Origin of the sequence: Cystobacter fuscus, assembly GCF_044360685.1 — a bacterium.
GTDB classification, from domain to species: Bacteria; Myxococcota; Myxococcia; order Myxococcales; family Myxococcaceae; genus Cystobacter; species Cystobacter fuscus_C.
Window position 1 is genome coordinate 571,400 of record NZ_CP043491.1, and the last position, 21,877, is coordinate 593,276.

The 21,877-nt window shown below is 68.8% G+C and carries 18 protein-coding genes; 12 read left to right on the forward strand and 6 right to left on the reverse strand.

All coding sequences use genetic code 11. The features are described 5' to 3' along the window. Positions 1-60 precede the first annotated feature (60 nt). The 8 genes from F0U63_RS02360 (at position 61) to F0U63_RS02395 (ending at position 9,973) form a co-directional block, all read left to right on the forward strand. Positions 61-2,901 (forward strand): FG-GAP-like repeat-containing protein, encoded by a 2,841-nt coding sequence (locus tag F0U63_RS02360; protein WP_395843233.1) that lies wholly within the window; start codon positions 61-63, stop codon positions 2,899-2,901. Positions 2,902-2,911: 10 nt separating this feature from the next. Further along, positions 2,912-3,682 carry a hypothetical protein gene (locus F0U63_RS02365; RefSeq protein ID WP_395843235.1) on the forward strand — a complete coding sequence of 257 codons (771 nt, stop codon included), beginning with the start codon at positions 2,912-2,914 and terminating at the stop codon, positions 3,680-3,682. After that, complete coding sequence (locus tag F0U63_RS02370; protein WP_395843237.1) at positions 3,679-5,328, forward strand: GH3 auxin-responsive promoter family protein; 1,650 nt, start codon at positions 3,679-3,681, stop codon at positions 5,326-5,328. Before F0U63_RS02365 ends, F0U63_RS02370 begins: the two co-directional genes overlap by 4 nt. After that, positions 5,325-6,512, forward strand: coding sequence for a Rieske 2Fe-2S domain-containing protein (locus F0U63_RS02375; protein WP_395843239.1), 1,188 nt, complete (start codon positions 5,325-5,327; stop codon positions 6,510-6,512). The genes F0U63_RS02370 and F0U63_RS02375 overlap by 4 nt, the downstream gene beginning before the upstream one ends. 628 nt (positions 6,513-7,140) lie before the next feature. Continuing rightward, positions 7,141-7,974 carry an AHH domain-containing protein gene (locus tag F0U63_RS02380; RefSeq protein ID WP_395843241.1) on the forward strand — a complete coding sequence of 278 codons (834 nt, stop codon included), beginning with the start codon at positions 7,141-7,143 and terminating at the stop codon, positions 7,972-7,974. 19 nt (positions 7,975-7,993) lie between these two features. Then, positions 7,994-8,554 carry an imm11 family protein gene (locus F0U63_RS02385; RefSeq protein ID WP_395843243.1) on the forward strand — a complete coding sequence of 187 codons (561 nt, stop codon included), beginning with the start codon at positions 7,994-7,996 and terminating at the stop codon, positions 8,552-8,554. A 95-nt stretch (positions 8,555-8,649) separates the two neighbouring features. Then, positions 8,650-9,039: a MerR family transcriptional regulator gene (locus F0U63_RS02390; RefSeq protein ID WP_395843245.1), complete on the forward strand. Its 390-nt coding sequence runs from the start codon at positions 8,650-8,652 to the stop codon at positions 9,037-9,039. Between the two features lies 1 nt (position 9,040). Then, positions 9,041-9,973, forward strand: a complete 933-nt coding sequence (locus tag F0U63_RS02395; protein WP_395843247.1) for an alpha/beta hydrolase — start codon at positions 9,041-9,043, stop codon at positions 9,971-9,973. Positions 9,974-9,984: 11 nt separating this feature from the next. On the opposite strand, the gene F0U63_RS02400 is transcribed toward F0U63_RS02395, so the two are convergent. Then, positions 9,985-10,629 carry an AbfB domain-containing protein gene (locus F0U63_RS02400; RefSeq protein ID WP_395843249.1) on the reverse strand — a complete coding sequence of 215 codons (645 nt, stop codon included), beginning with the start codon at positions 10,627-10,629 and terminating at the stop codon, positions 9,985-9,987. A gap of 132 nt (positions 10,630-10,761) precedes the next feature. Between F0U63_RS02400 and F0U63_RS02405 the strand changes: the two genes are divergently transcribed. Then, the gene (locus F0U63_RS02405) at positions 10,762-12,069 is read left to right on the forward strand and encodes an MFS transporter (protein WP_395843251.1); all 1,308 of its coding nucleotides are present in this window, start codon (positions 10,762-10,764) and stop codon (positions 12,067-12,069) included. A 198-nt stretch (positions 12,070-12,267) separates the two neighbouring features. Continuing rightward, the gene (locus tag F0U63_RS02410) at positions 12,268-13,902 is read left to right on the forward strand and encodes an ATP-binding protein (protein ID WP_395843253.1); all 1,635 of its coding nucleotides are present in this window, start codon (positions 12,268-12,270) and stop codon (positions 13,900-13,902) included. A gap of 4 nt (positions 13,903-13,906) precedes the next feature. Here F0U63_RS02410 and F0U63_RS02415 read toward each other — a convergent pair whose 3' ends face one another. Genes F0U63_RS02415 through F0U63_RS02430 form a run of 4 tightly spaced genes read right to left on the reverse strand, consistent with a single transcriptional unit; the run spans position 13,907 to position 19,095 of the window. Beyond that, the gene (locus F0U63_RS02415; protein ID WP_395843255.1) at positions 13,907-15,121 is read right to left on the reverse strand and encodes a tetratricopeptide repeat protein; all 1,215 of its coding nucleotides are present in this window, start codon (positions 15,119-15,121) and stop codon (positions 13,907-13,909) included. Positions 15,122-15,165: 44 nt separating this feature from the next. Continuing rightward, positions 15,166-16,272, reverse strand: a complete 1,107-nt coding sequence (locus F0U63_RS02420) for a GNAT family N-acetyltransferase (RefSeq protein WP_395843257.1) — start codon at positions 16,270-16,272, stop codon at positions 15,166-15,168. A 26-nt stretch (positions 16,273-16,298) separates the two neighbouring features. Beyond that, entirely contained in the window at positions 16,299-17,867 is a 1,569-nt protein-coding gene (locus F0U63_RS02425; RefSeq protein ID WP_395843259.1) for an ATP-binding protein, read from the reverse strand. Then, positions 17,857-19,095 carry an ATP-binding protein gene (locus tag F0U63_RS02430; protein WP_395843261.1) on the reverse strand — a complete coding sequence of 413 codons (1,239 nt, stop codon included), beginning with the start codon at positions 19,093-19,095 and terminating at the stop codon, positions 17,857-17,859. The genes F0U63_RS02425 and F0U63_RS02430 overlap by 11 nt, the downstream gene beginning before the upstream one ends. 290 nt (positions 19,096-19,385) lie before the next feature. Between F0U63_RS02430 and F0U63_RS02435 the strand changes: the two genes are divergently transcribed. Continuing rightward, a complete protein-coding gene (locus F0U63_RS02435) occupies positions 19,386-20,159 on the forward strand; it encodes an FKBP-type peptidyl-prolyl cis-trans isomerase (RefSeq protein ID WP_395843263.1) in 774 nt (257 codons plus the stop codon). A gap of 81 nt (positions 20,160-20,240) precedes the next feature. On the opposite strand, the gene F0U63_RS02440 is transcribed toward F0U63_RS02435, so the two are convergent. Next, positions 20,241-20,816: a CAP domain-containing protein gene (locus F0U63_RS02440; RefSeq protein ID WP_395843265.1), complete on the reverse strand. Its 576-nt coding sequence runs from the start codon at positions 20,814-20,816 to the stop codon at positions 20,241-20,243. A 218-nt stretch (positions 20,817-21,034) separates the two neighbouring features. On the opposite strand from F0U63_RS02440, the gene F0U63_RS02445 reads away from it, so the two are divergent. After that, positions 21,035-21,859, forward strand: coding sequence for a CheR family methyltransferase (locus tag F0U63_RS02445; protein WP_395843267.1), 825 nt, complete (start codon positions 21,035-21,037; stop codon positions 21,857-21,859). The last annotated feature ends 18 nt before the right edge of the window (positions 21,860-21,877 follow it).

Below are 21,877 nucleotides of genomic sequence, written 5' to 3' on the forward strand. Positions count from 1 at the left end.
GTCCTGGACAGGAGCGCGGGGGCACGGCAGGCTCCGCGCGCGCTCGGAGGCGCCCTTCCCATGACAGCACAGCCGTCCATGGCACCCGCCGTGCCCATGCCCCCGCGTCCCCAGTCCGTCCGCTGGGGATGGGTCTGGCCCACCTGGAGCGATCCGCGCATTCCCTTCGCGGCCATCCTCACCCTCTACGGGGTGCTGGGCTTCTGCTTCTTCGGCTTCAACCGCAGCCCGGCGCAGATGGCGGCCATCGTCGTGAGCGGCAGCGCGCTGGACGCGGGGCTCACCTGGCTGCTGTACCGGCGCAAGGTGGTGCCCCTGAGTGGCTACATCTCCTGCTGCTCGCTGGCGCTGCTGCTCAACTACTCGCACTCGAGCTGGATGCTGCTCCTGCCGGTGTGGCTCACCATCGGCTCGAAGTACGTGCTCACCTTCGAGGGGCGCCACGTCTTCAACCCGTCCATGTTCGGCGTGGCCACCTCGCTGCTCTTCACCCGCGAGCTCATCACCGCCGCGCCCGCCTATCAGTGGGCCAACGGGGAAGTCGCCCTGAGCGCCTTCATCATCATGGCGGCGCTGGTGCTCTTCTTCTTCCGCGTGGGCCGCGGGTGGCTCGTGGTGAGCTTCCTCTTCTTCTACGCGCTGCAGACGGCCCTGCGCGCCTACATCCTTCGCCACCACCTGCCCCCCGAGGTGCTCTTCCTGGGCACGCTCGGCGCGCCCCCCTTCTTCATCTTCACCTTCTACATGATCACTGATCCCGGCACGTCCCCGAAGCGGCCCCGGGATCAGGTCATCCTCGCCTTCGCCCTCACCTTCGTGGACCTGCTGCTCCACCTCAAGGAGAGCGTCTTCACCTTCTTCTACGCGGCGCTCACCTGCGCCACCGCGCGCTTCCTCTTCCTGCATGGCCGCGCGCTGTGGCGAACGGGGCCTCGCGCCTGGTTCCCGGGCCTGTTCTCCCGCGAGCCCCTGCGGCGCTTCGGCGCGGTGGGAGGACTGGGGCTCGCCCTGGCGGCGGGGTACTTTCTCGTCATCGCGCCCTCCGCGAGCGTGCGTCCGCTGCCCTTCCACATGGAGCGCCTGGAGGCTTCGCACACCGGGCTGGGCTCCACCATGGGGGATGTGTTGACGCACGCGGATCCGCGCGTGCTGCATGTGTCCAAGTGGGTGCTGAGCGTGGGCGACGCGGTGGCCACGGGCGACTTCGACGGGGACGGGCTGTTGGATGTGTTCCTGTCCAACGCGCTCAAGTCGGATGGGGATCGCGCGGCGCTCTTCCGCAACGTGGGCGACCTGCGCTTCGAGCGCGTGAAGGTGCCCGCCTTGGAGCGCATCGCCGCGAGCTACACCACCGATGGCGCGGCCGCCGGGGGCACCTTCGTGGACTACGACGGGGATGGGGACCAGGACCTGGCCATCGCCGTGGCCTTCGGGCCCTCGCGGCTGCTGCGCAACCTGCTGCGCGAGACGGGCAGCGCCACCTTCGAGGACGTCACCACGCACGCGGGCGTGGGCGACCACTCGGTGAGCCTCGCCGTGACGATGCTCGACTTCGACCGGGATGGGCACCTGGACTTCTTCGTGGCCAACGCGCTCACCACGCACCTGCCGGACTACGCCACGCCCACGCCCTTCAACTTCTTCCACCTGCCCGCGCCCGAGTACCCCGGAGACCGGCGCATGCTCCGCTTCATGCACAATGGCTGGCATGACGCCGACAACGGCGGGCTCAACGCGCTCTATCGCGGCCGGGGCGACGGCACCTTCGAGAAGGTGGATTCCGCCGCGATTGGCTTCAAGGAGACGCGCTGGTCGCTCGCCGTCAGCACCGTGGACCTGAACCAGGATGGTTGGACGGATCTCTACATCGCCAATGACTTCGGGCCGGACGAGATCTATCTCAACGAGCAGGGCAAGCACTTCCGCCGCATCCGGGGCTCGCTGTTCGGAGACATTGGCAAGGACACCTACAAGGGCATGAACGCCTCCGTGGCGGACTTCGACCGCAATGGCTGGCTGGATGTCTATGTTTCCAACGTGCACCACTCCCTGCAGGCCGAGGGCAGTCTGTTGTGGATGGTGTCCCCGGGACAGGAGCCGTTCGTTCCCACGTTCAAGGACGAGGCCACCTTCCGGGGCGCGCTCAACGAGCGGCGCTTCGGCTGGGGCGCGGCGGCGGGGGATCTCGACAACGATGGTTGGCCAGACATCGTGCAGGCCAATGGACACCTCGATGACCGGTTGGATCACCTCATCGACTCGGGCCGCAAGGATTACTGGTACATCAATCACAAGCTGATGCAGTCCGGCCCCGAGGTGCACACGTACGCGGACAAGTGGGGAGACATCCGCGGGCGCACCGTCTATCCGAACGAGGCGCGGCGGGCCTACCTCAACCTCGGGGACGACAAGCCGGGCCACTTCGTGGACGTGGCGAAGGAACTGGGCCTGGAGGATCCGGACAACTCGCGCGGCGTGTTGCTCGCGGACCTGGACAACGATGGCGACCTGGACGCGCTCATCACCAATCAACACGGGCCCGTGTCCGCCTACCGCAACACCCTGCGCGAGGGCGCGGGCCGGGACCAGGCGCACTTCGTGGGGCTGTCGTTGGTGGGCGAGGGCCGGCATACCTCCCGGAGCGCCGTGGGCACGCGGGTCGTCGTGTCCTACGACGAGGGCGGCCGGCACGTGGAGCAGGTGCAAGAGGTGGGGTTGATGGGCGGCCTGGGCGCCTCGGCGGATCCCCGGCTGCACTTCGGGGTGGGGAGCCACACGGGCCCCGTGACGGCGACCCTTCACTGGTACGGCGGACAGACGCAGTCCGTGCAGCTCGACGTGGATCGCTACCACGTCATCCATCAGCCCGCCGTCACCGCGGACGCGCGGGACAGTCATTGAGAGGGAAGAGATGTTGTCTGCCTTGAAGGGGGCCACCGTGGCCCGGGAAGCCCTCACCGGAGCGCAGCGCGCGCAGATGCTCGCGTTGATGCAGACGTGTTACGCGGGCGTCAGCGCCGAGCGCTTCACGCGCGACCTGGACGACAAGCAATACGTCATCCTCCTGAACGCGCGGCACACGGGGGAACTGGTGGGCTTCAGCACCGTGCGCATCGCCGAGGAGGAAATGGAGGGCCGGACGGCGGAGATCATCTTCTCCGGAGACACCGTCATCCACCCGGACTACTGGGGGCAGAAGGAGTTGCAGATGCGCTTCACGCGGCTGCTGCTCCACCGCAAGCTGCGCCGTCCCTGGCGGCCCTTGATGTGGCTGTTGTTGAGCGCGGGTTACAAGACGTACCTGCTCGCGGTAAACCATGTGCGGCACACCGTGCCGCGCCATGACTGGGAGCCTCCCGCGCAGCGGCTGGCGTTCCTCAACGCGCTGGCCTCGCGCTGGTTCGGTGAGCAGTTCGACCCGGCCCGGGGAACGGTGCGCTTCTCGGGCGCGCACTACCGGGTCCGCGAGGGGGTGTCTCCCATCGATCGGGAAGCGGCGGCCCATCCGGACATCGCCTTCTTCGCGCGGCGCAACCCGGGCCACGTCGAGGGCGAGGAGCTGGTCTGCCTCGCCGAGCTGCGGGTGAGGGATCTGGTGGGGACGCTGATGGATGCCCTGCGCAAGCAGTGGCGTCAGTGGACGCGCCGGGGCTCGAAGCGGGGCGAGAGGGCGCGGGCATGATGCTGTCGGGCCTCCGGGTGGCGCTGGCCCCGTCGGCGCTCCGGTTCCACCAGGCGCTCTCGCGTCCGGAGCGGGCCCAGGCGGAGTGTCTGTCCCGCGTCCTGCGCGCCGTCGAGGGCACCACGCAGGCCGCGCGGCTCCCGGGCTTTTCGCGCGTGCGCACCGCGCGCGAGTTCCAGGACGCCGTGCCCCTGTCCACGCCGGACTCGGTGCTCGCGGACATCGAGGCGCTCAAGGCCGGAACGCCTCGGGTGCTCACCCGTGCGCCGGTGTCGCGCTTCGAGCCCTCGGGAGGCTCCTCGGGAGCATCCAAGTACATCCCCGTCACCCAGGGGTTGCTCGGCGAGTTCCACCACGCGCTCGCGCCGATGTTGTTCGACCTGTTGACCGCGCGCCCCGCGCTGCGCGCCGGTCCGAGCTACTGGTCCATCTCGCCCATCGGCCGCAAGCAGGGGCGCACGCCGGGAGGCATTCCGGTGGGCAGCGTGGAGGACTCCGCGTACTTCCCCCGCTTCCTGCAACCGCTGCTCACGCGCGTGTTCGCCGTACCGGGGGCCGTGGCCCAGCTGCCCGATGTGGAGTCCTGCCGGTACGTGACGCTGTGGTTCCTCGTGGCCCGGGAGGATCTGGCCCTGGTGAGCGTGTGGAACCCGAGCTTCCTCACGCTGTTGATGGACGCGCTGGAGCGGCACGGAGAGCGGCTGGCGGATGACCTGGAGCACGGGGTGTGCAGGCCGCCGGGAGGGAGCGGGGGAGACGTGGGGGCGGTGCTCGCGCGGATGCGCTTCTCGCCCCAGCCCCGGCGGGCCCGGGTGCTTCGGGAGGCCTTGCGCTCGGGGTTGAGAGGCCCCGCGCTCTGGCCTCGATTGTCATTGCTGAGCATGTGGACCGACGCCCAGGCCGCGCATGCCGTGGAGCCGGTCCGTCTGCGTTTTCCGGGCGTGGAGATCCAGGGAAAGGGATTGCTCGCCACGGAGGGCGTCATCACGCTGCCCCTCTTCGCGGCCCCCGCGCCCGTGCTCGCCGTGCGCAGCCACTTCTTCGAGTTCCTCGAGCCCGAGCACCCCGAGGCCCGGCCGCGGCTCGCCCATGAGCTGGAGCAGGGACGCACCTACTCCGTGCTGCTCTCCACGTCCGGAGGGCTGCTGCGCTACCACCTGGGAGACCTGGTCCGGGTCGAGGGCTTCCATCACGCCACCCCGTGTCTGCGTTTTCTCGGCCGGGCGGATGCGGTGAGCGATCTCGTGGGCGAGAAGCTCTCCGCCCACCGCGTCTCCACCGTGCTCGCCGCCATGCTGTCCCGGGTGCTCGGCCAGCAGCCGTCCTTCGCCATGATGGCGCCCGAGTGGGAGGCTCCGGCGCCTCCGGCGTACCGGCTCTTCGTCGACACCGACGTGCCCGAGGCGCGTCTGGAGGCGAGTGCCCGGGCGATCGAGGAGGCCCTGTGCGAGGGCTACCACTATCGCTATGCCCGCGAGCTGGGACAGCTCGGGCCGGTGCGCGTCCTGCGCGTCACCGATGGGGCGCGCCACTATGAGGCCCGCTGCATCGCGCTGGGCCAGCGCGCCGGGGACATCAAACCCACCGACTTTCATCGCCGGTCCGGCTGGACCGCGTGGTTCTCGCAACGAGGAACGCCTTCATGAGGAATCCCACCGATGCTTCGCCACTCGCGCTCGTCACCACGCCCGCCGTGGACCTCGAGGCCGAGGCGGACCTGTCCCGCTGTGGGGCGCTCAAGGACTACTGGTACGTGGCGTGTCTGTCCTCGGAGCTGACCTCGCGCGAGCCGCTGGCGCGCACCTTCTTCGGCACGCGGGTGGTGCTCTTCCGTGACGAGCGGGGCCAGCCCGTGGCGCTGCTCGACCGGTGTCTGCACCGCAACGCGCGTCTGTCCGCGGGGGCTGTCTTTGGAGGGCGTCTGGGCTGCCCGTACCACGGCTGGGTGTATGACGGCTCGGGGGCGGTGGTGGAGGTGCCGTCGCTCGGACCATCGCAGTGTGGCGAGGCGCTGGACGCGCAGGGGCATGCGCGCGCGGGTCTTCAGGTGCGCCCGTGTGACCTGGGCCGGGTGCGGCGCTTCGACACGCTGGAGCAGGACGGGCTCGTGTTCGTCTTCATGGGAGGCGATTCACGGCGCGCGCGCCGTCCCGCCTTCCGGGTGCCGTTCTGGGGCCAGCCCGAGTGGAATGTCTATTTCATGGTGACGCGTTTTCCCAACGGGGTGACCAACCTGGTGGAGAACTTCATGGACGTGCCGCACACGGTCTTCGTCCACGAGGGGTGGTTCCGCCGCAAGGCGCGCAAGCGCGTGCCCGCCACGGTGAAGCGCTCGGAGGGCAGCGTGCTCGTGACCTACAAGCAGGATCAGGACACGGTCACGGGGCTGGGGCGTCTGTTCAATCCGGGGGGCCTGCCCATGGTGCACACCGACCACTTCTTCGCGCCCAACGTCACGCGGGTGGATTACATGTGGGGGGAGCGCAGCGGGTTCGCCATCAACTCGCAAATCACTCCCATCGGCCCCACCGACAGCCTCGTGTACACGGCCATCAGCTACCGGCTGCCGTATGACCTGCCGCGCGCGCTCGTGGGGCAGGCGCTCAAGCCGCTGGTGCGCTGGTACACCACGCAGGTGATTCGCCAGGACGTGGAGGTGATGAAGGTGCAGCGAGAGGGATTACTCAACGGCCCTGGGGGCGGTGTCTTCTCCGGCACCGAGGCGGACCTGCTCCACGCGGACATCGAGGCGTATCGCCGCTGGCTGCTCGAGGGTGGGGAGGGCGCGGGTCCCGCGGACGAGGAGCGGGACATCGCCTTCTGGATTTGAGACACGGAGCCACGTGGTCAGCTGCTCGGGCCATCTCAAGACGTTCGGTTGTGTCAGCCAGGGAACATGGCTGGCACGATCCAGAGCAGGTGGCCGTGAGCAGTAGGAGGAACCGGTAGTCCTTCATCGGAGTGTCGGGCATTCTACCAACATGAGGACAACTCTCGTCCTACTCCGCGTGGCCTTGGTCCTGAGTCTTCCTCTGGTTTTCTCCTGTACCACTCTCCCGGAGAATCGCTCAGGAGGTGATGCATGGCAGCCACGGTCCAAGCCCGTGCAAGTCACTCAGCTCTTCGATGGACGGCTGCGGCTTGATTTCGAGCCACTACCCCCCGACCTGGTCTGGGAAACGCTGAGGGTGGAGGACGCACGCGCGGAACTCGCCGAGTTCCACCGGGCCCTTCGGCCAGCGTTTCAGCCACGGTTTCGCCGTGTCACGGTCTCATCCAGTTCTTGGAACGCATCCACTGGCACCCCAGCCGCGTGGGAGCAGCAACTGCGGCAGGATTTTCTCTCCCGTTTCGGGGAGTCCCTTCTGCCACTGCCGGATACCGTGGAGAACAGTCGTCTCTACATGGCCCTCAAGTTGTCGACTCGCTACATGGGTCCGGGCCTCCGCGATGCCGCCATGGAGTTGTTCAACTCCCCTGCCTTCCTCACCAGCGTCACCCTCTCGGTTCTCGTGTACTTCTCCGCTTGGGTTCTTCCCGAACCCTTCTTTTCCAAAACTTTCGCTGTTGCACTGACGATTCGTCTGGCGCTGGCGGTAGGATTGTTGGAACTCTCTCATCTGGCACGGGCGTGTGTACGATTGTACCGGGAGGTGGACGCAGCAGTTACGATGGCGGAGTTGGAGGCCGTAGCAGAACGCTTCGGCAGGGCCATGGGAGGCACCGCTCTGCGGGTTCTGGTCATCGTGGCTGGGGCGGGTATTGGCCGAGCACTTCCCAATGTACCCGAGGGAGGATTGGGGGCGCTGCTGATGCCTCCCCGCTACGCGGCAGTAGGGAATCTCGTCGTTGAGGGCACGGCCACTGCCCATGTAGTAGCTGATGGTACGCTTGTGATCGCAGGCGCAGCGGTGGGAACCGCGGCTTCGGTCCTGGGCGCGGACTGCAACGATGAGAATCAGAGTGTAGCTGGCTACTCGCGGCACCACCTGGCCACCGACAAGAATGATACATCAGCAGTTAGGGGAGGGCCTTGGACTCCTTTGTTCGCACTACTCTTTGCTCAAGCCGGCATGAGCCTGGACGATCCTGCGAACATCGTCCAGCTCAAGGGGCACTACGGACCGCACCCACAGGAGTATCACGAAGAGGTTTACAGGCGTCTGCGCTTTGCCTTGCTGCGATGCCCGAATGAGGATGCGTGCCGGGGTCGGCTTGCCGCTGAACTCAGGCGTATTGCAAAAGAAGTTTGTACGCCGGGCTCTTTGCTGAACAACCTGCTTACGAAGTGATGAGATAGGTCAGACCCGCTTGAGACGCTATTTCCAATTGAGTGATGATATGGGGACGCGAGGCCGCTGGTTGCTCGACGGCCTCGTAGATGAACAAGGCAAGAAAATAGACTCCGAACTGTTCCTGGTAGGCAAGTCCCTTGAACTCGTGGAGAAGATGAGTTGCCGCCAGCTCGTTCCTGGACATCCGCTGGACTTCAGCGAGGCCGCACTTGGCATCCCCATGGTGAGCCAGAGATTGAAGGAACTCCTCGAACGCCTGGGTGTAGATGCGGTGCAGTTCTTTCCTGTCCAGGTGCTGTCACACAGCGCTCCCTGGTTCGCTCTCAATGCTACCCGAGTGGTGGAGTGCATCGACGAATCGAGATGCCTTCGAGTTGAGCGTTGGACGCCGGAGGATGGAGCACCTGAGCGCGTGGGCGAATACCGCGTCGTCGAGCGCATGCGAATCGACCCCAGCCGAGTGAGCGGCACTCGTCTCTTTCGGACCTGGGGGTGGCCCGTGCTCGTGGTCTCCGAAGACCTCAAACAGGCAATGGAGAAGGAAGGGATCTCCGGCACGAAGTTCAGTGAGGTGTGAGGGGCTGCTCCCGTTCATCGCGCATGGCGGTTGCGGAGAGCACTTGACCTTGACACCAGTGTCAGGTGCTACGGTCCTTTCTCATCGAGGCAGGAATGAACATCGGAGAACTTTCCAGACTGTCGGGCGCGAGCGCGCGCTCGATCCGCCATTACGAGAAGGCGGGGCTGCTCGTCTCCAGCCGCCGGAGCAATGGCTACCGTGAGTTCGGGCCCGAGGCTGTGCTCCGGGTCCAGCACATCGCCCGCATGATCCGTCTGGGCTTCTCCCTCGAGGAAATCGCCACCTTCTCCCCGTGCATGTTCCGGAGCGAGTCGGCCGTCATCTGTCCGGACGCCCTCGCCGCGCACCAGGAGAAGCTCGCCGACATCGAGCGTCAGATCGCCGAGCTGGAGTCCCGTCGTGCCCGGCTCATCGAAACGCTCTCACACGCGGCCCCCGCCAGCATCCCCTGGCGAAGGGTCGCCTCCGCCAAACGAGGATGACATGAACCGCAGAGACCTCCTGAAGAGCACCTTGCTCACCACCGCCACCCTCTCCCTCGCCGGGCCCGCCTCCCAGGCCCATGCGGCCCCCCGGGCGGAGGGCAAGACCTTCCTCCTGGTGCACGGCGCCTGGCACAACTCCCTGCACTGGGGCCGCGTCGCGCAGCACCTCTCCGGTCTCGGCCACCGCGTGGTGTCGATCGATCTGCCGGGCCACGGCCTCAACGCCCGCTTCCCCTCCTCGTATCTCTCGGGGGATTGGGCGAAGTTCGCCGAGGAGCCCTCGCCGCAACGGGAGCTCCGCCTCGAGGAGTGCGCCTCGGCGGTGGTCGACGCGCTCAAGACACTGCGGGGCGCGAGCCGGCCGATCCTCGTCGGCCACAGCATGGGCGGAGTGGTGATTACCCGGGCGGGTGAGCTCGCCCCCGAACTGGTGGGCCGGTTGGTCTATCTGAGTGCCTATTGCCCCGTGCGGCTGAAGAAGCCGAGCGCCTATGGGGAACTGCCCGAGGCGAAGACCGGCTACGGAGACAAGCTCTTCGTGGGCAACCCGGCGGCCCTGGGGGCGGCCCGCATCAATCCGCGCGGGGACGCCGCGTACCTCGAGGCGCTGCGCGAGACCTATTACAACGACGTGGACGCCCAGCAGTTCCTGCCCTTCGCGCTCATGCTCACACCGGACCTCCCGGTCGCCCTGTGGACGTCCGAGGTCATCGCGACGCGCGAGCGCTGGGGCCGCATCCCGCGCAGCTACATCCGTTGCACCAAGGACCGCGCCACGGCGCCCGCCCTCCAGGATTTGATGATTCGCGAGGCGGATGCCTTCACTCCCGCCAACACGTTCGAGCAGAAGACCCTGGAGTCGAGCCACTCGCCCTTCGCGTCGCAGCCGGCACGGCTCGCCGAACTCCTGGCGGGCCTCAAGGCGGGGTGAACCCGAAGCGACTACAAGGGGGGCATGAGCAGGAAGGTCGCGTCCTCCTCGAACGCGGCACTGTACTCACTGTCGAGGTAGAGCCCATAGGTGCGCCCGTCGTAGTCGTCGATGTTGAGGTACGAGTCGGGGACGTTGCAGCTCTCGAAGCTCAGCTCGTTCGGATCCGCCAGGCCGGGGCGCGGGCAGAACGTCGCGTCCTCGCTGAAACCCAGGGTGTTGTTGTCCGGATCCAGGAAGATGTCCGAGCCGCGGTGTCGCAGGAAGTACCCGTCGTAGTCGAGGGCCTCGAACGAGATGCACCGGTCGTCCGCCAGGCCCGGGACGATGCGGAACGTGGCTTCGTCCATGTCCCGCCCCGAGTAGATGAGTGACGCCGCCACCTCCTGGCCTTCGTAGTGCCGGATGAAGAAGTGCGGGGCGATGTACGACTCGATGGAGGCGTCGTGGCCCCGCCAGTCGTTCAGGGAGATGACTCCCGAGTTGCCCGGACCCTGGAGCGCGGGGCAGCCCGGGTACGAGGGCGCGGGAGGGGGAGGAGGCGGGGGGTCCACGTGGCCGTGTCCACCGCCGCCCTCGACGACGCACCCGGACAAGGTCGTCGCCATCGCCATCGCCAGGAAGAAGGTGAACCGCTTGGACGCCATGCGAGCCATGTTGTGTATTCCTTCAAGGGGAAAACGTTGAGGCACGGACGTCCGCGTGGCGCGGAATATTCAGGGCAGGCCGCCGAGCGGCCCTCGCCGACGGGCATCGTCCTGGCGCCCTGATGGGATAGAAGCGATGCGGTGAGCCCGACTCCTTCCTCCGACGCACCCCGAGTCCGCCAACGCCTGCTGTCCATCTTCGGCGGCTCGGTCGGCAACCTCATCGAGTGGTACGACTTCTACATCTACTCGGCCTTCTCGCTGTACTTCGCCCCGTCGTTCTTCCCCGGCGACAACCCGCTCGTGCGGCAGCTCAACGCGGCGGGCATCTTCGCGCTCGGCTTCCTCATCCGTCCCATCGGCGGCTGGTTGATGGGGCTCTACGCGGACTCGCGCGGGCGGCGCGCCGCGCTGACACTGTCCGTGTCCCTGATGTGTCTGGGCTCGCTCGTCATCGCCCTGTGCCCCACCTATCAGCAGGTGGGCATCCTGGCGCCGATCGTGCTCGTCCTGGCCCGGCTGCTCCAGGGCTTGTCGCTCGGGGGCGAGTACGGCACCAGCGCCACCTATCTCAGCGAGGTGGCCACCTCGCGCCACCGCGGCTTCTACAGCTCCTTCCAATACGTCACGCTCATCATGGGTCAGTTGCTCGCGACGCTGACGCTGCTGGTGCTCCAGCGCCTGGTGCTCACCGGGCCCGAGCTGGAGGCCTGGGGCTGGCGCATCCCCTTCCTGTGTGGCGCGGCGCTCGCCATCTTCGGCTTCTACATGCGCCGCAACATGGTGGAGACGGAGGCCTTCCAGGCGGAGGCGGCCAGGCGCACGGAGCGCCGGCCCATGCGCGAGCTCTTGCGCCATCCCCGGGAGCTCGCCCTCGTCGTCGGGCTCACCCTGGGCGGCACGCTCGCCTTCTATACGTACACCGTCTACATGCCCAAGTTCCTGGTGAGCTCCGTGGGCCTGTCGCGCGACGACGCCACGCTCATCTCCGCCGGCTCGCTCTTCCTCTACATGCTCCTGCAGCCCGCGTTCGGCCTGCTGTCCGACAAGGTGGGCCGCCGGCCGGTGCTCATGGGCTTTGGTCTGCTGGGCTCGCTGTGCACCGTGCCCCTGTTCACGGCGCTCACGAGCACGCGCGATGCCTTCACCGCCTTCCTCCTGGTGATGACGGCGCTCGTCATCGTCTCGGGCTACACCTCCATCAACGCCGTGGTGAAGGCGGAGCTGTTCCCCGCGAGCATCCGCGCCCTGGGCGTGGGTCTGCCCTATGCCCTGACGGTGTCCGTGTTCGGCGGAACGGCCGAGTACGTGGGCACCTGGTTCAAGCTCCAGGGCCACGAGTCCTGGTTCTACTGGTACGTGACCGGCGGCATCTTCTGCTCGCTCCTGGTCTACCTGCTCATGCGCGACACGGCGCGCCACCACCGCTTCGACACCTCGGAGTCCTGATCCCTCCTCCGAGGGGCGGGAGGCCGGGGACTTGTCGGGTGATGGCGTCGGAAGTAGCGGGTTCGTCTACATCCGCCAAGGTGTAGGAATACCGTGATTTTCGAAGGGAAGTCTCTGGTGCGCCAAGTCTGTCTGGCGTCACACAGTCGAGGCGAGGGCCCGGTGTCGTTCCGGGCGAAGACTCCTCATATCGGGATCATGCTTTCCCCCGGTCTTCTGTACGAAGAGAAGCGCCTCGAGGCGCTTGAGCGCCACGCCATCCTGGATACGCCCCCCGAGCGCGAGTACGACGACGTCGTCCAGCTCGCGGCGAGCCTGTGTGGTGTGCCCATGGCGCTGGTGAGCCTGGTGGACCGGGAGCGGCAGTGGTTCAAGGCGAACGTGGGACTGCCCGGGGTGTCGGAGACGGAGCGCTGTATCTCCTTTTGCACCTTCGCCATCGAGCGTGAGGAGCTCTTCGTCGTCGAGGACGCCCGCGAGGACGCGCGCTTCGCCACCAACCCGCTCGTGACGGGGGCGCCCTTCGTGCGCTTCTACGCCGGGGCTCCCCTCCAGTCCGAGGACGGGTTCCTCCTGGGCACGCTGTGTGTCCTGGACTCCGTGCCCCGGACGCTGACCGAGACGCAGCGCCGGGATCTGCTCGCGCTCAAGCGCCAGGTGGAGCTGCTCTTGCGCCTGCGCCTGAAGGTGAAGCAGACCGAGGCGCGCAACCAGCAGCTCCTCGAGTCCTCGGGAGACGCGGTGCTGCTGCTCGACGAGGGGGGAGACGTGTTGGAGCTCAACCCGGTGGCGGCGCGGCTGTTGGGCGGCGAGGCGGGCCGGTTCCTGGGCGTGCCCTTCGAGACGCTCGTCGCGCCGGACGAGCGCGAGACGGTGCTCCGGGCGTTCCGGGAGGTGCGCGCGCACGGCTCGGCGCGCCTGGAGAACCTGGGGCTGCGCGTGCATCGCGGGGAGCGCGTGGTGATGGACGTGGCCCTCTCGCTCCAGGAGGTGGGCTCGGCGCGGCGGCTGCTGCTCGTGGGGCATGATCTCACCGAGCGGCGGCGCCTGGAGCGGCAGAGCCTGCAGAATGATCGGCTCGCGTCCATGGGAGCCCTGGCCGCGGGCATCGCCCATGAGATCAACAACCCCCTGGCCTTCGTGCTCTCCAACCTGAACTTCCTGCACAGCTGGCGCGAGGATCTGGAGCGGCGGCTGGCGGAGCTGCCCGGCGTTCCGGAGCAGTTGCAGTCGGTGCTCGGCGAGGCCGGAGAGGTGCTGGCCGAGTCCATCGAGGGCTGTCAGCGCATCCGGGACATCGTGCGCGACATGCGCTTCTTCTCCCATTCCTCCGACGAGGCGTTCTCGCCCGTGGACGTCAACGCGAGCCTCGACTTCGCGCTGCGCATGGCCTCGCCCGAGCTCAAGAGCACGGCCCGGCTGGAGAAGAGCCTCGACGAGGAGCTGCCTCCGGTGCTCGCCAGCGGAGGGCGGTTGAGCCAGGTGTTCCTCAACCTGATCATCAACGCCATCCAGGCGATGCAGCCCGGCGGCCCGCGGCAGCACACGCTGTGCGTGCGCACCGTGCGCGAGGGTGAGCGTGTGCGCGTGGATATCTCGGACACCGGACACGGGATTGCCCCGGAGGTGCTGCCGCGCATCTTCGATCCGTTCTTCACCACCAAGCCGGCGGGCTCGGGCACGGGGCTGGGGTTGTCCGTGAGCCACGCGCTCGTGGAGAAGATGGGGGGCGAGCTGCGGGTGCACAGCGAGCTGGGCCGGGGCACCACCTTCTCCCTGTTGCTGCCCCAGCACGCGCGTCTCGCCGAGCCTCGTCACGCCCTGGCCTCGTGAGGGCTCACCCCGCGCCGGGCTTCGTCGAGGACGTGGGCACGAGTTGCCCGCGCAGGATGGCCAACACCTTCGCCCGGGTGTCGTCGTAGGAGGGCTCGCCCTCGAAGAGGCCATACGTCTCGTGGGTGTTGTCCGGGCCGTAGGCGTCCAGGTGGAACAGGCGCGGCAGTGAGGGGTTCTGCTCGTGGGCGAAGGCGTTGGTGAAGGCGTAGGAACCCAGGGAGATGACGCGCACGGGCTGCTGGCCTCCGGACGCGTACACCTGGAACTCGTAGCGCTTCGCCCAGTCCCCCTTCAGCTCGAAGTCCTCCACCACCACCACGGTGTGCTCGCCCTCGCGAAAGCGCTCCCGGATGAAGTAGTCCTGCGCCACGAGCCCCTCCTGGCGCAGCTTCAGCAGGGCCTCGCGCTCGGCGTCCCGTCGCGCCGTGTTCCCGAGCGCCTGGTGCACCTGCACCAGCGACTCCCGCGTCCTCCAGTTCCGGGGCTCCAGCGTGGCGGCCTTCTGGAAGCACGCCAGGGCGGCGGCGGACTCGCCCCGTTGCTGGAGCAGTTGTCCGGCATGGGTGTGGGCCAGGACGTAGTCCGGCTCCAACTCGCGCGCCCGCTCGAGGGCGGTGAGCGCCTCGTCGGGTTTGCCCTCCTCGAGCGACAGCAGGCCGAGCAGGAAGTGGCCCTGGGCATCGCGCGGCTCCACTTCGAGCGCCCGGGTGAGGGCGGCGCGCGCCTCGGTGGGCTGATCCAACTGCAGGTGGAGCGTGCCGAGCAGTTGCCAGTAGCGCCCCTGGTGGGGCGCGAGCCGCGTGGCGCTCCGGGCCTCGGCGAGGGCGGCGGCGGGCTGACGGGCCCCGCCCAGGAGGAAGGCCTGGAGGTAGTGGGCCTCGGCCTGCTCCGGCGCGAGCGCGAGCACCCGCTCGGTCTCCACGCGGGCCCTGTCGGGCTGGTTCAGGGCGAGGGCGGCGCGCGCGAGCACCGCGTGCAGCCCCACGTCCCGGGGGTGTTTCCCGAGCCGCTCTCCAATCTCCCGTGCGAGCGACTCCAGCTCCTCGCGCGAGGCCTCCAGGTGAGCCCCGCGCTGGAGGGCCTGGGCCTTGCGCAGGCGTGCCTCGTAGCCCTCCCGATCCTCCTCGGAGATGGGGCGGGCGGCGCGGCTCGCGGCACAGCCGGCCCCCGTGAGCAGCAGGGCGAGCAGGGCGCCCGGAAGTCGGAGTCGTGGCATGCGCGGAGCATGGGCGCGGTGGGCACGTGCCGCAACCCGCGGGCTCACGCCAGGGCCATCTCGAAGCCCGTCCGTCCCCCGGGCGGGGAGGGCCGCCCCGCGAGGCTCGCCGGGGTCACTGCGTAGAGGTGGAAGTCCAGGCGCCGCTGGAAGAAGCCCCGCAGGGCCGGCTGGAGCGGATCCTCCTCCCCCATGTAGAGCGAGAAGAAGTGGTAGCCCCGGTCCTGATGATCCGCGTACACGCGCTCCACGAGGGCGCGCAGGATGGCGGGATCCTCACCGGTGATGCTGGTGTTGCACAGGTAGAAGTAGCGGAAGTCCTGGCCGGGCTCGGGCAGGCGGGGCGAGCGCAGCACGGTGGCCATCGCGTCGTAGCCCCACTTCACCCAGCGCATCGAGCCCCGGTAGGCCAGCACCCGGTAGCGCTTCACCTCGTGGGGATCCCACACCGAGGTGCAGCCGACCAGTGCCCCGTGCTCGTCGAAGGCCAGGTAGCACCCGTCCACGCCGAGCCCCGGCCAGTGCGCCAGGCGGTGTTGCAGCTCTCCCTGGTCGTAGCGGTAGCCGAAGGGACGCGCGCGGTGATCCGCGTCCAGCAGCGCCGCCATGGCTGGCACGTCCTCGGGCCGGGCGCGGCGCACGTGGAAGCGGCCCGGGCGCGGCGCGCGGCGATGGGTGAAGTGCACGGACACCGCGGAGAAGCGGCGCAAGAGCGTGTACTCCGGCTGGGCCACGCGGCGCTCCTGGCGTCTCACCAGCGCCTGGAGCGCCGCGGCATTGGTGGCCATCACCGAGGTGAGGAAGGTCTCCACGCCCAGCCGCCGGGCCACCTCCTCCAGCAGGGGCCCGTAGAAGCGCGCCACGCTCCGGTGACGCCGCGCGGAGAAGCGCGTGCGCAGATCTCCCAGGTAGCCCACGCGGCACGCCCGGCCGTCGAGCCAGCCCTCGCGCGCGAAGAAGGTCCCCATGGCGGAGAGCCCCTGTGCCGCCTCGTGCACCCACACCTCCGCCGTCCCCCGCTGGATGTCATAGAGGCGGAAGAAGTCCGGGGAGCGCTGGGTGGACAGCACCAGCTCGCCCTGCATGGGCACCGCGCCGAACAGCTCGAGCAGCCGCTCGTTGTCCGCTGGCGTGGCGAGTCGGGGGGACACCGGGAACGCGCTCCCCGGGCCGCGCGTCACGTGTGCTCCTCTTCCCGCGAGGCGGGGGCGTCCCTGCGCTCGGCGCGCAGGCCCGCGCGTCGGTAGTCGCTGCGGTGCGCGGCCTTGCGCGGCAGGTGCAGGGTGAAGGTCGTCCCCTCCTCCAGTCCGGAGGACACGTGGATGGTGCCGCCATGGGCGTTCACGATCTCCTGCGCGATGTAGAGCCCCAACCCCAGTCCGGACATCGGATCACTCGTCTCCTGCGACCCGGCCCGGCGGAAGGGATCGAACAGGTGGGGCACGAACTCGGGGGGAATGGGCTGACCCTGGTTGCGCACGCGCATCACCACCAGGTCATCCATTCCCGCCAACGTCACCTGGACGGGCTGTCCCTGGGCCCCATGCTTCACGGCGTTGGTCACCAGGTTCTGCACCACCTGGATGAGGCGGCCCCGGTCCCATTCGCCCTGGCCGTCGCCGTGGGTGCTCATCTCGATGGGGCTCTGGGGCGCCGTGAGCTGCAGCTCCTCGATGACCTCGGCGGCGATGGCGAAGAGATCATCGGGCCGGCGCTCCACCGGGATGCCACCGCCCAGCCGGCCCCGGGTGAAGTCCAACAGGTCGGCGATCATCCGCGTCATGCGCTCGGCGCCCAGGTTGATGCGCGTGGTGGCGTTCTTCACCTTGGGATCGTTCACCTGGCGCGAGAGCAGCTGCGAATGCAGCATGATGGCCTGCAAGGGGCTGCGCAGATCGTGGCTGACGATGCCCAGCAGCCGCTCGCGGAACTCGTTGGCCCGCCGCTGCTCCTCCTCCATGCGCCGGCGCTCGGTGGCATCGCGCAGCACCACGACGAAGCCGCGCAGCGCGCCGCCCTCCTTGTGCAGGGCACTCACGGTGACGTCGGCCCAGAACCGGCCTCCTCCCTGGCGGGAACGCCAGCCCTCGCCCGTGTAGACGCCATGGTGCTCGGCCGCCTCCATCTCCTTGTCCACCACGGCGTGGCGCAGCTCCGCGGGCACGAGCAGCTCACGGTAGGGCTGGCCCAGCACCTCCCGTTCCGAGTAGCCGGTGATGCTCTGGGCGCCCGCGTTCCAGCTCACGATCCTCCGCTCGGCGTCCAGCATGAAGATGGCGTGCCCGTACACCCCCTCGATGACCAGGTGCAGCGTCTCCTTGGACTCGATGAGCGCCTGGCGCTGGCGGGTGCGCTCCAGGGCGAAGCGCAGGGCGCGTGGCAGCACCGCGTAGGACTCGGGCGTCTTGGGCAGGTACTCCTCCAGCCCCTCCTGCACCGCCTGCAGCGCCTGCCACTCCTCGGCGGTGCCGGTGAGCATGATGACGGGGATGCCCGGCCACGTGCGCTGCACGTCGTGCAGCAGATCCAACCCGGTGGTCCAGGGCAGCAGGTAGTCGACGAGCACGGCATCGAACCGCTCTTGGCCGAGTACCTGGTCCCACTGGGCCTCCTCGCCCACCTCCTCCAGGAGGATGCCGGGAAACGCCCGCTTGAGGACGCGCACGGCCATGAGCCGATCCGCGGGGTTGTCGTCCACGACGAGAACCCTCAACCGCTCGATGGGCTCGAGGAGTTCACGCGCCATGCGTGACGCCTCCGCTGTCTTCTCCTCCTGTCGCGCAGGGCAACTCCACGATGAAGGTGGACCCCCTGCCCGGAAGGCTCTCCACGTGGATGCGTCCCCCCAGGGCCTCGGTGACCTGCTGGGTGATGAAGAGGCCCAGGCCCAGGCCTCCATAGTGCCGCTCCGACACACCCCGCTCGAACCGGCCGAAGAGGCGCGTGCGCATGGACTCGTCCATCCCAATGCCTTCATCGCGCACGGTCAACCGGGCCCACCCCTCGTCCTCTTCCACGCGCACGCTCACCGTGCCGCCCGCGCCGAACTTGAGCGCGTTGGACAACAGGTTGGTCACGATCTGCTCGAGTCTCAAGACATCCCACTGACCCAGCACCCGGGCGGGGGCCTCCAGCTCCAGCGGGCAGTTGGCGCGCGCGGCCTGATGCTCGAAGCTGGACACTACGTCGCGCACGACGGCCGCGAGGTTGACGTCCTGCTCGCGGCGCAGCGTGAGCCGCCCGCTGGTGATGCGCGTGGCATCCAGCAGGCTGTCCATGAGCGCCGTCACCCGCCGCACCTGCGCGTTCGCCGCCTCCACGTGTCCGAGCAGGCGCCCCACGTCCACCTGGGGCTTGCCCAGCTCCTGCCGCATCAGCTGCAGGCGCAGGGCGAGCGGCGTGAGGGGCGTCTTCAGCTCGTGGCTGGCCACGGAGAGGAACTCGTCGCGCAGGCGCACCGCCTCTCGCAGCTCCACCACCAGGCGCTCGCGCTCCACCTCGGCGCGCCGCCGCCGCTCCTCCAGCTCCTCGCGCTCGCGCTCGCGCAGCGCCGCCTGCCGCAGCCGTAGCGCCTCGCGCTCCCGGTAGAGGTCCACGAAGACGCGCACCTTGGCGCGCAGCCGCTCGGGATCCACCGGCTTGTTCAGCCAGTCCACCCCTCCCGTCGCGTACCCGGTCGCGATGATGGCATCCTCGGTGTTCGCCCCGGTGAGGAAGATGAGCGGCAGGGGCCTCCGCGCCAGCAACTCGCGCATGCGCCGCGCCGTCTCCACCCCATTCAGGCCCGGCAACCGCACGTCCATGAGCACGAGCGCGAAATCCTCGTCCCGCACGTGATTGATCGCTTCTTCGCCGGAGGAGGCCTTCACCAGATGGAGGGAGAAGGGGGCCAGGTAGCGCTCCAGGGCGGCCAGGTCGGCTGGCTGGTCATCAACCAGCAAGACGCTGGTGCGCAGGACTTCCCTTGCTTGCACGGCGCCTCCATGGACTCCGGTATCCGCCGTAACAGATACGGTCCGCTCCCGCGAGAAGTGATGTCGCTCCGGACGGGAGCCCGCGTCCGGGGGACAACATGCCAGACTGCCCCCTTTCATTCCTGACGGCCAGGGCTCCGCTGGTTGGGTCCCATATCTTCAACCCCACCGGGGCGGATCCTCCGAGGGAAAAGTTAAGGACGGCGAGCTTTGCCGCCGAGCTGGCTTTTTTTTGTATAAGGGCGCGCGGACGGGTGGCGCTTGCTGCCCTGGAGAGAAAGGCAGGACACATGCGGAAGATTCTGGTGGTGGCGGCACTGTTCGCCGTGGCGGGTTGTCAGCCGCAGGGTTCCAACAACGCCGGGGGGGCCAGCGGCGCCGGCGCCAACCCGCAGACGGACGATCAGAAGACCTTCTACGCGCTGGGCGTCACCCTGGCGCGGCAGATCCAGGTGTTCGACATGTCGCCCGAGGAGCTGGAGTACGTCAAGGCGGGTCTGACGGCGCAGGTGACGGGCAAGGAGCCCGCGGTGGACATCCAGGCCTTCGGCCCGAAGCTGCCGGAGCTGGCGCGCACCCGCTCCACGGCGCGGGCGGAGAAAGAGAAGGTGAAGTCCAAGACCTTCCTCGAGGAGGCGGCCAAGGAGTCCGGCGCCGAGCGCACCGAGTCGGGCCTCATCTACAAGACGATCACCGAGGGCACGGGCGCGCAGCCGACGGCCACCGACATCGTGAAGGTGAACTACCGGGGCACGCTGCCGGACGGCAAGGAGTTCGACAGCTCCTACAAGCGCAATGAGCCGGCCCAGTTCCCGCTCAACGGCGTCATCAAGTGCTGGACCGAGGGCGTGCAGAAGATGAAGGTGGGTGGCAAGTCCAAGCTCGTGTGCCCGTCGGACCTGGCCTACGGCGATCGCGGCACGCCGGGCATCCCCGGTGGCTCGGCGCTCGTGTTCGAGGTGGAGCTGCTGGACGTGCAGAAGAACGAGCCGCCCCCCGCGCCTCCCGCTCCGGCGGGTCAGCCGGCGGCTCCCGCGCCGCAGGGTCAGCCGGCCAAGAAGTAGTCCGGCTCGCGGCTCTCCCCGAGCCGCCCTCACGGGCCCTCGTTCCTCCCCGGTGTGAAGGGGAGGCGAGGGCCCGCCGTCTTAGTACGGCTTCTGTCCCACGATGTTGCCCGGGGGCGAGTAGTTGCACACCCAGAGCTGCCACTTGGGGAACTGCGCGCCGAAGGGCGAGTTCTTCGTGCAGGTGACCGTCGCGCACCCCACCTGCGTGCTCTTGCGCCACACCACCTGGGTGTAGTGGCCGCACACCTTGCCCGGCGCGCACTTGTTGGTCGAGTAGGTGTAGTCGGCGGATTCGCCCACCCAGTCGGCCACGATCTGGGCGTTCGTCTTCGAGCCCGGAGGCGCCGCCGCCGCGAGGTTCTCTCCGTAGGGGCCGCGCCTGGCGTTGTGCTCGAACTTGCACTGCTTCGCGTACGCCTGAGCCACCTGGGCGGCGTCCTCCGACCAGGTCAGCGCGGGCAGCGCGGGCTGGGGAGTGGGCTTCGCCGCCCGGCGCGCTTCGTTGTGCGCGGCGATCATCTCCGTGGCCAGCGGGGTGGTGGCGGTCCGGGCGGGGGCCTTGGGCGCGGCCTCGCTCTCGCCGCCACACCCGAGGGTGGCCCAGGCCAGGTAGCCCAGGGACAGGGCGAGCAGGGGGGAACGGAACAGGGGCATGTCGGACTCCAGGGGCTCCTCCCACTTCAGGTGGAGGGGCGATTCATGGCAAGGATGCACTCCGAGGATGGGAACACCCTAGCGCCTCGCTCTTGACCCGAGTCGACCTTGGACACTTCGAACGACCCCCTCGCTGGTCTCCGTCCGGCCGTGGCTCCCCGGGACTCCCACGCGGTTGCTGGAAGTGCTCTCGGCGCGCGAGTGAGGCCGAGGCCCGGATGACGGACGCCGAGTGCCGGGAGTTGCTGCGGTGGGCCGCGCCGCGCCTGGGGCTGCGCGAGGAGGGCTTCCGCCGGGTGCGCGCCCAGGTGTGCAAGCGCGTGGGCCGGAGGATGAAGGCGCTCGGGCTGTCCGGCCTGGACGCCTATGTCGCGCGGCTGGAGGCGGAGCCCTCCGAGCGGGCCGTGTTGGATGCGCTGTGCCGCGTCACCATCTCCCGCTTCTACCGGGACTCGGCCCTCTTCGACGCGCTGCACGAGCCACTGCTGCCCCAGGTGCTGGTGTCCGCGCGTGCCCGGGGGCAGTCCTGTTTGCGTGTCTGGAGCGCGGGGTGCGCCAGTGGCGAGGAGCCCTACAGCGTGTCCGTCCTCTTCCGGCGGGGGCTCGCGCCGCGCTTCCCGGACTTCCGCCTGGAGCTGGTGGCCACGGACGCGGACGCCTCGCTCCTGGAGCGCGCCCGGCGGGGTTGCTACCGGCGCGCCACGCTGCGCGAGCTGCCCGCCGCGTGGCGGCACGAGGCCTTCACCGCGCTCGGGGACGAGGACTGTCTGCGGCCCGAGTACCGCGAGGGCCTCGACTTCCGCCGGGAGGATCTGCGCGAGCACATGCCCGAGGGGCCCTTCCACCTGGTGCTCTGCCGCAACGTGGCCTTCACCTACTTCGCGCCCCCCGTGCAGCGGGAGGTGTTGGCGCGGCTGCTCACGCGGCTTCTCCCCGGGGGTCTGCTCGTGCTCGGTGCCCACGAGTCCCTCCCCGAGCCGGTGCCGGGACTCACGCGGGCCGCCGGGCCGGAGCTGCCCCTGTTCCGCTGGGCGGCACCGTGAGTACGTGACGCGACCCGA

Excerpts from the sequence above, each read along its gene's own strand:
- F0U63_RS02360 (WP_395843233.1), top strand. The coding sequence starts at position 61 with ATGACAGCACAGCCGTCCATGGCACCCGCCGTGCCCATGCCCCCGCGT.
- F0U63_RS02365 (WP_395843235.1), top strand. The coding sequence starts at position 2,912 with ATGTTGTCTGCCTTGAAGGGGGCCACCGTGGCCCGGGAAGCCCTCACC.
- F0U63_RS02370 (WP_395843237.1), top strand. The coding sequence starts at position 3,679 with ATGATGCTGTCGGGCCTCCGGGTGGCGCTGGCCCCGTCGGCGCTCCGG.
- F0U63_RS02375 (WP_395843239.1), top strand. The coding sequence starts at position 5,325 with ATGAGGAATCCCACCGATGCTTCGCCACTCGCGCTCGTCACCACGCCC.
- F0U63_RS02380 (WP_395843241.1), top strand. The coding sequence starts at position 7,141 with ATGGAGTTGTTCAACTCCCCTGCCTTCCTCACCAGCGTCACCCTCTCG.
- F0U63_RS02390 (WP_395843245.1), top strand. The coding sequence starts at position 8,650 with ATGAACATCGGAGAACTTTCCAGACTGTCGGGCGCGAGCGCGCGCTCG.
- F0U63_RS02395 (WP_395843247.1), top strand. The coding sequence starts at position 9,041 with ATGAACCGCAGAGACCTCCTGAAGAGCACCTTGCTCACCACCGCCACC.
- F0U63_RS02400 (WP_395843249.1), bottom strand. The coding sequence starts at position 10,629 with ATGGCTCGCATGGCGTCCAAGCGGTTCACCTTCTTCCTGGCGATGGCG.
- F0U63_RS02410 (WP_395843253.1), top strand. The coding sequence starts at position 12,268 with ATGCTTTCCCCCGGTCTTCTGTACGAAGAGAAGCGCCTCGAGGCGCTT.
- F0U63_RS02415 (WP_395843255.1), bottom strand. The coding sequence starts at position 15,121 with ATGCCACGACTCCGACTTCCGGGCGCCCTGCTCGCCCTGCTGCTCACG.
- F0U63_RS02425 (WP_395843259.1), bottom strand. The coding sequence starts at position 17,867 with ATGGCGCGTGAACTCCTCGAGCCCATCGAGCGGTTGAGGGTTCTCGTC.
- F0U63_RS02435 (WP_395843263.1), top strand. The coding sequence starts at position 19,386 with ATGCGGAAGATTCTGGTGGTGGCGGCACTGTTCGCCGTGGCGGGTTGT.
- F0U63_RS02440 (WP_395843265.1), bottom strand. The coding sequence starts at position 20,816 with ATGCCCCTGTTCCGTTCCCCCCTGCTCGCCCTGTCCCTGGGCTACCTG.
- F0U63_RS02445 (WP_395843267.1), top strand. The coding sequence starts at position 21,035 with ATGACGGACGCCGAGTGCCGGGAGTTGCTGCGGTGGGCCGCGCCGCGC.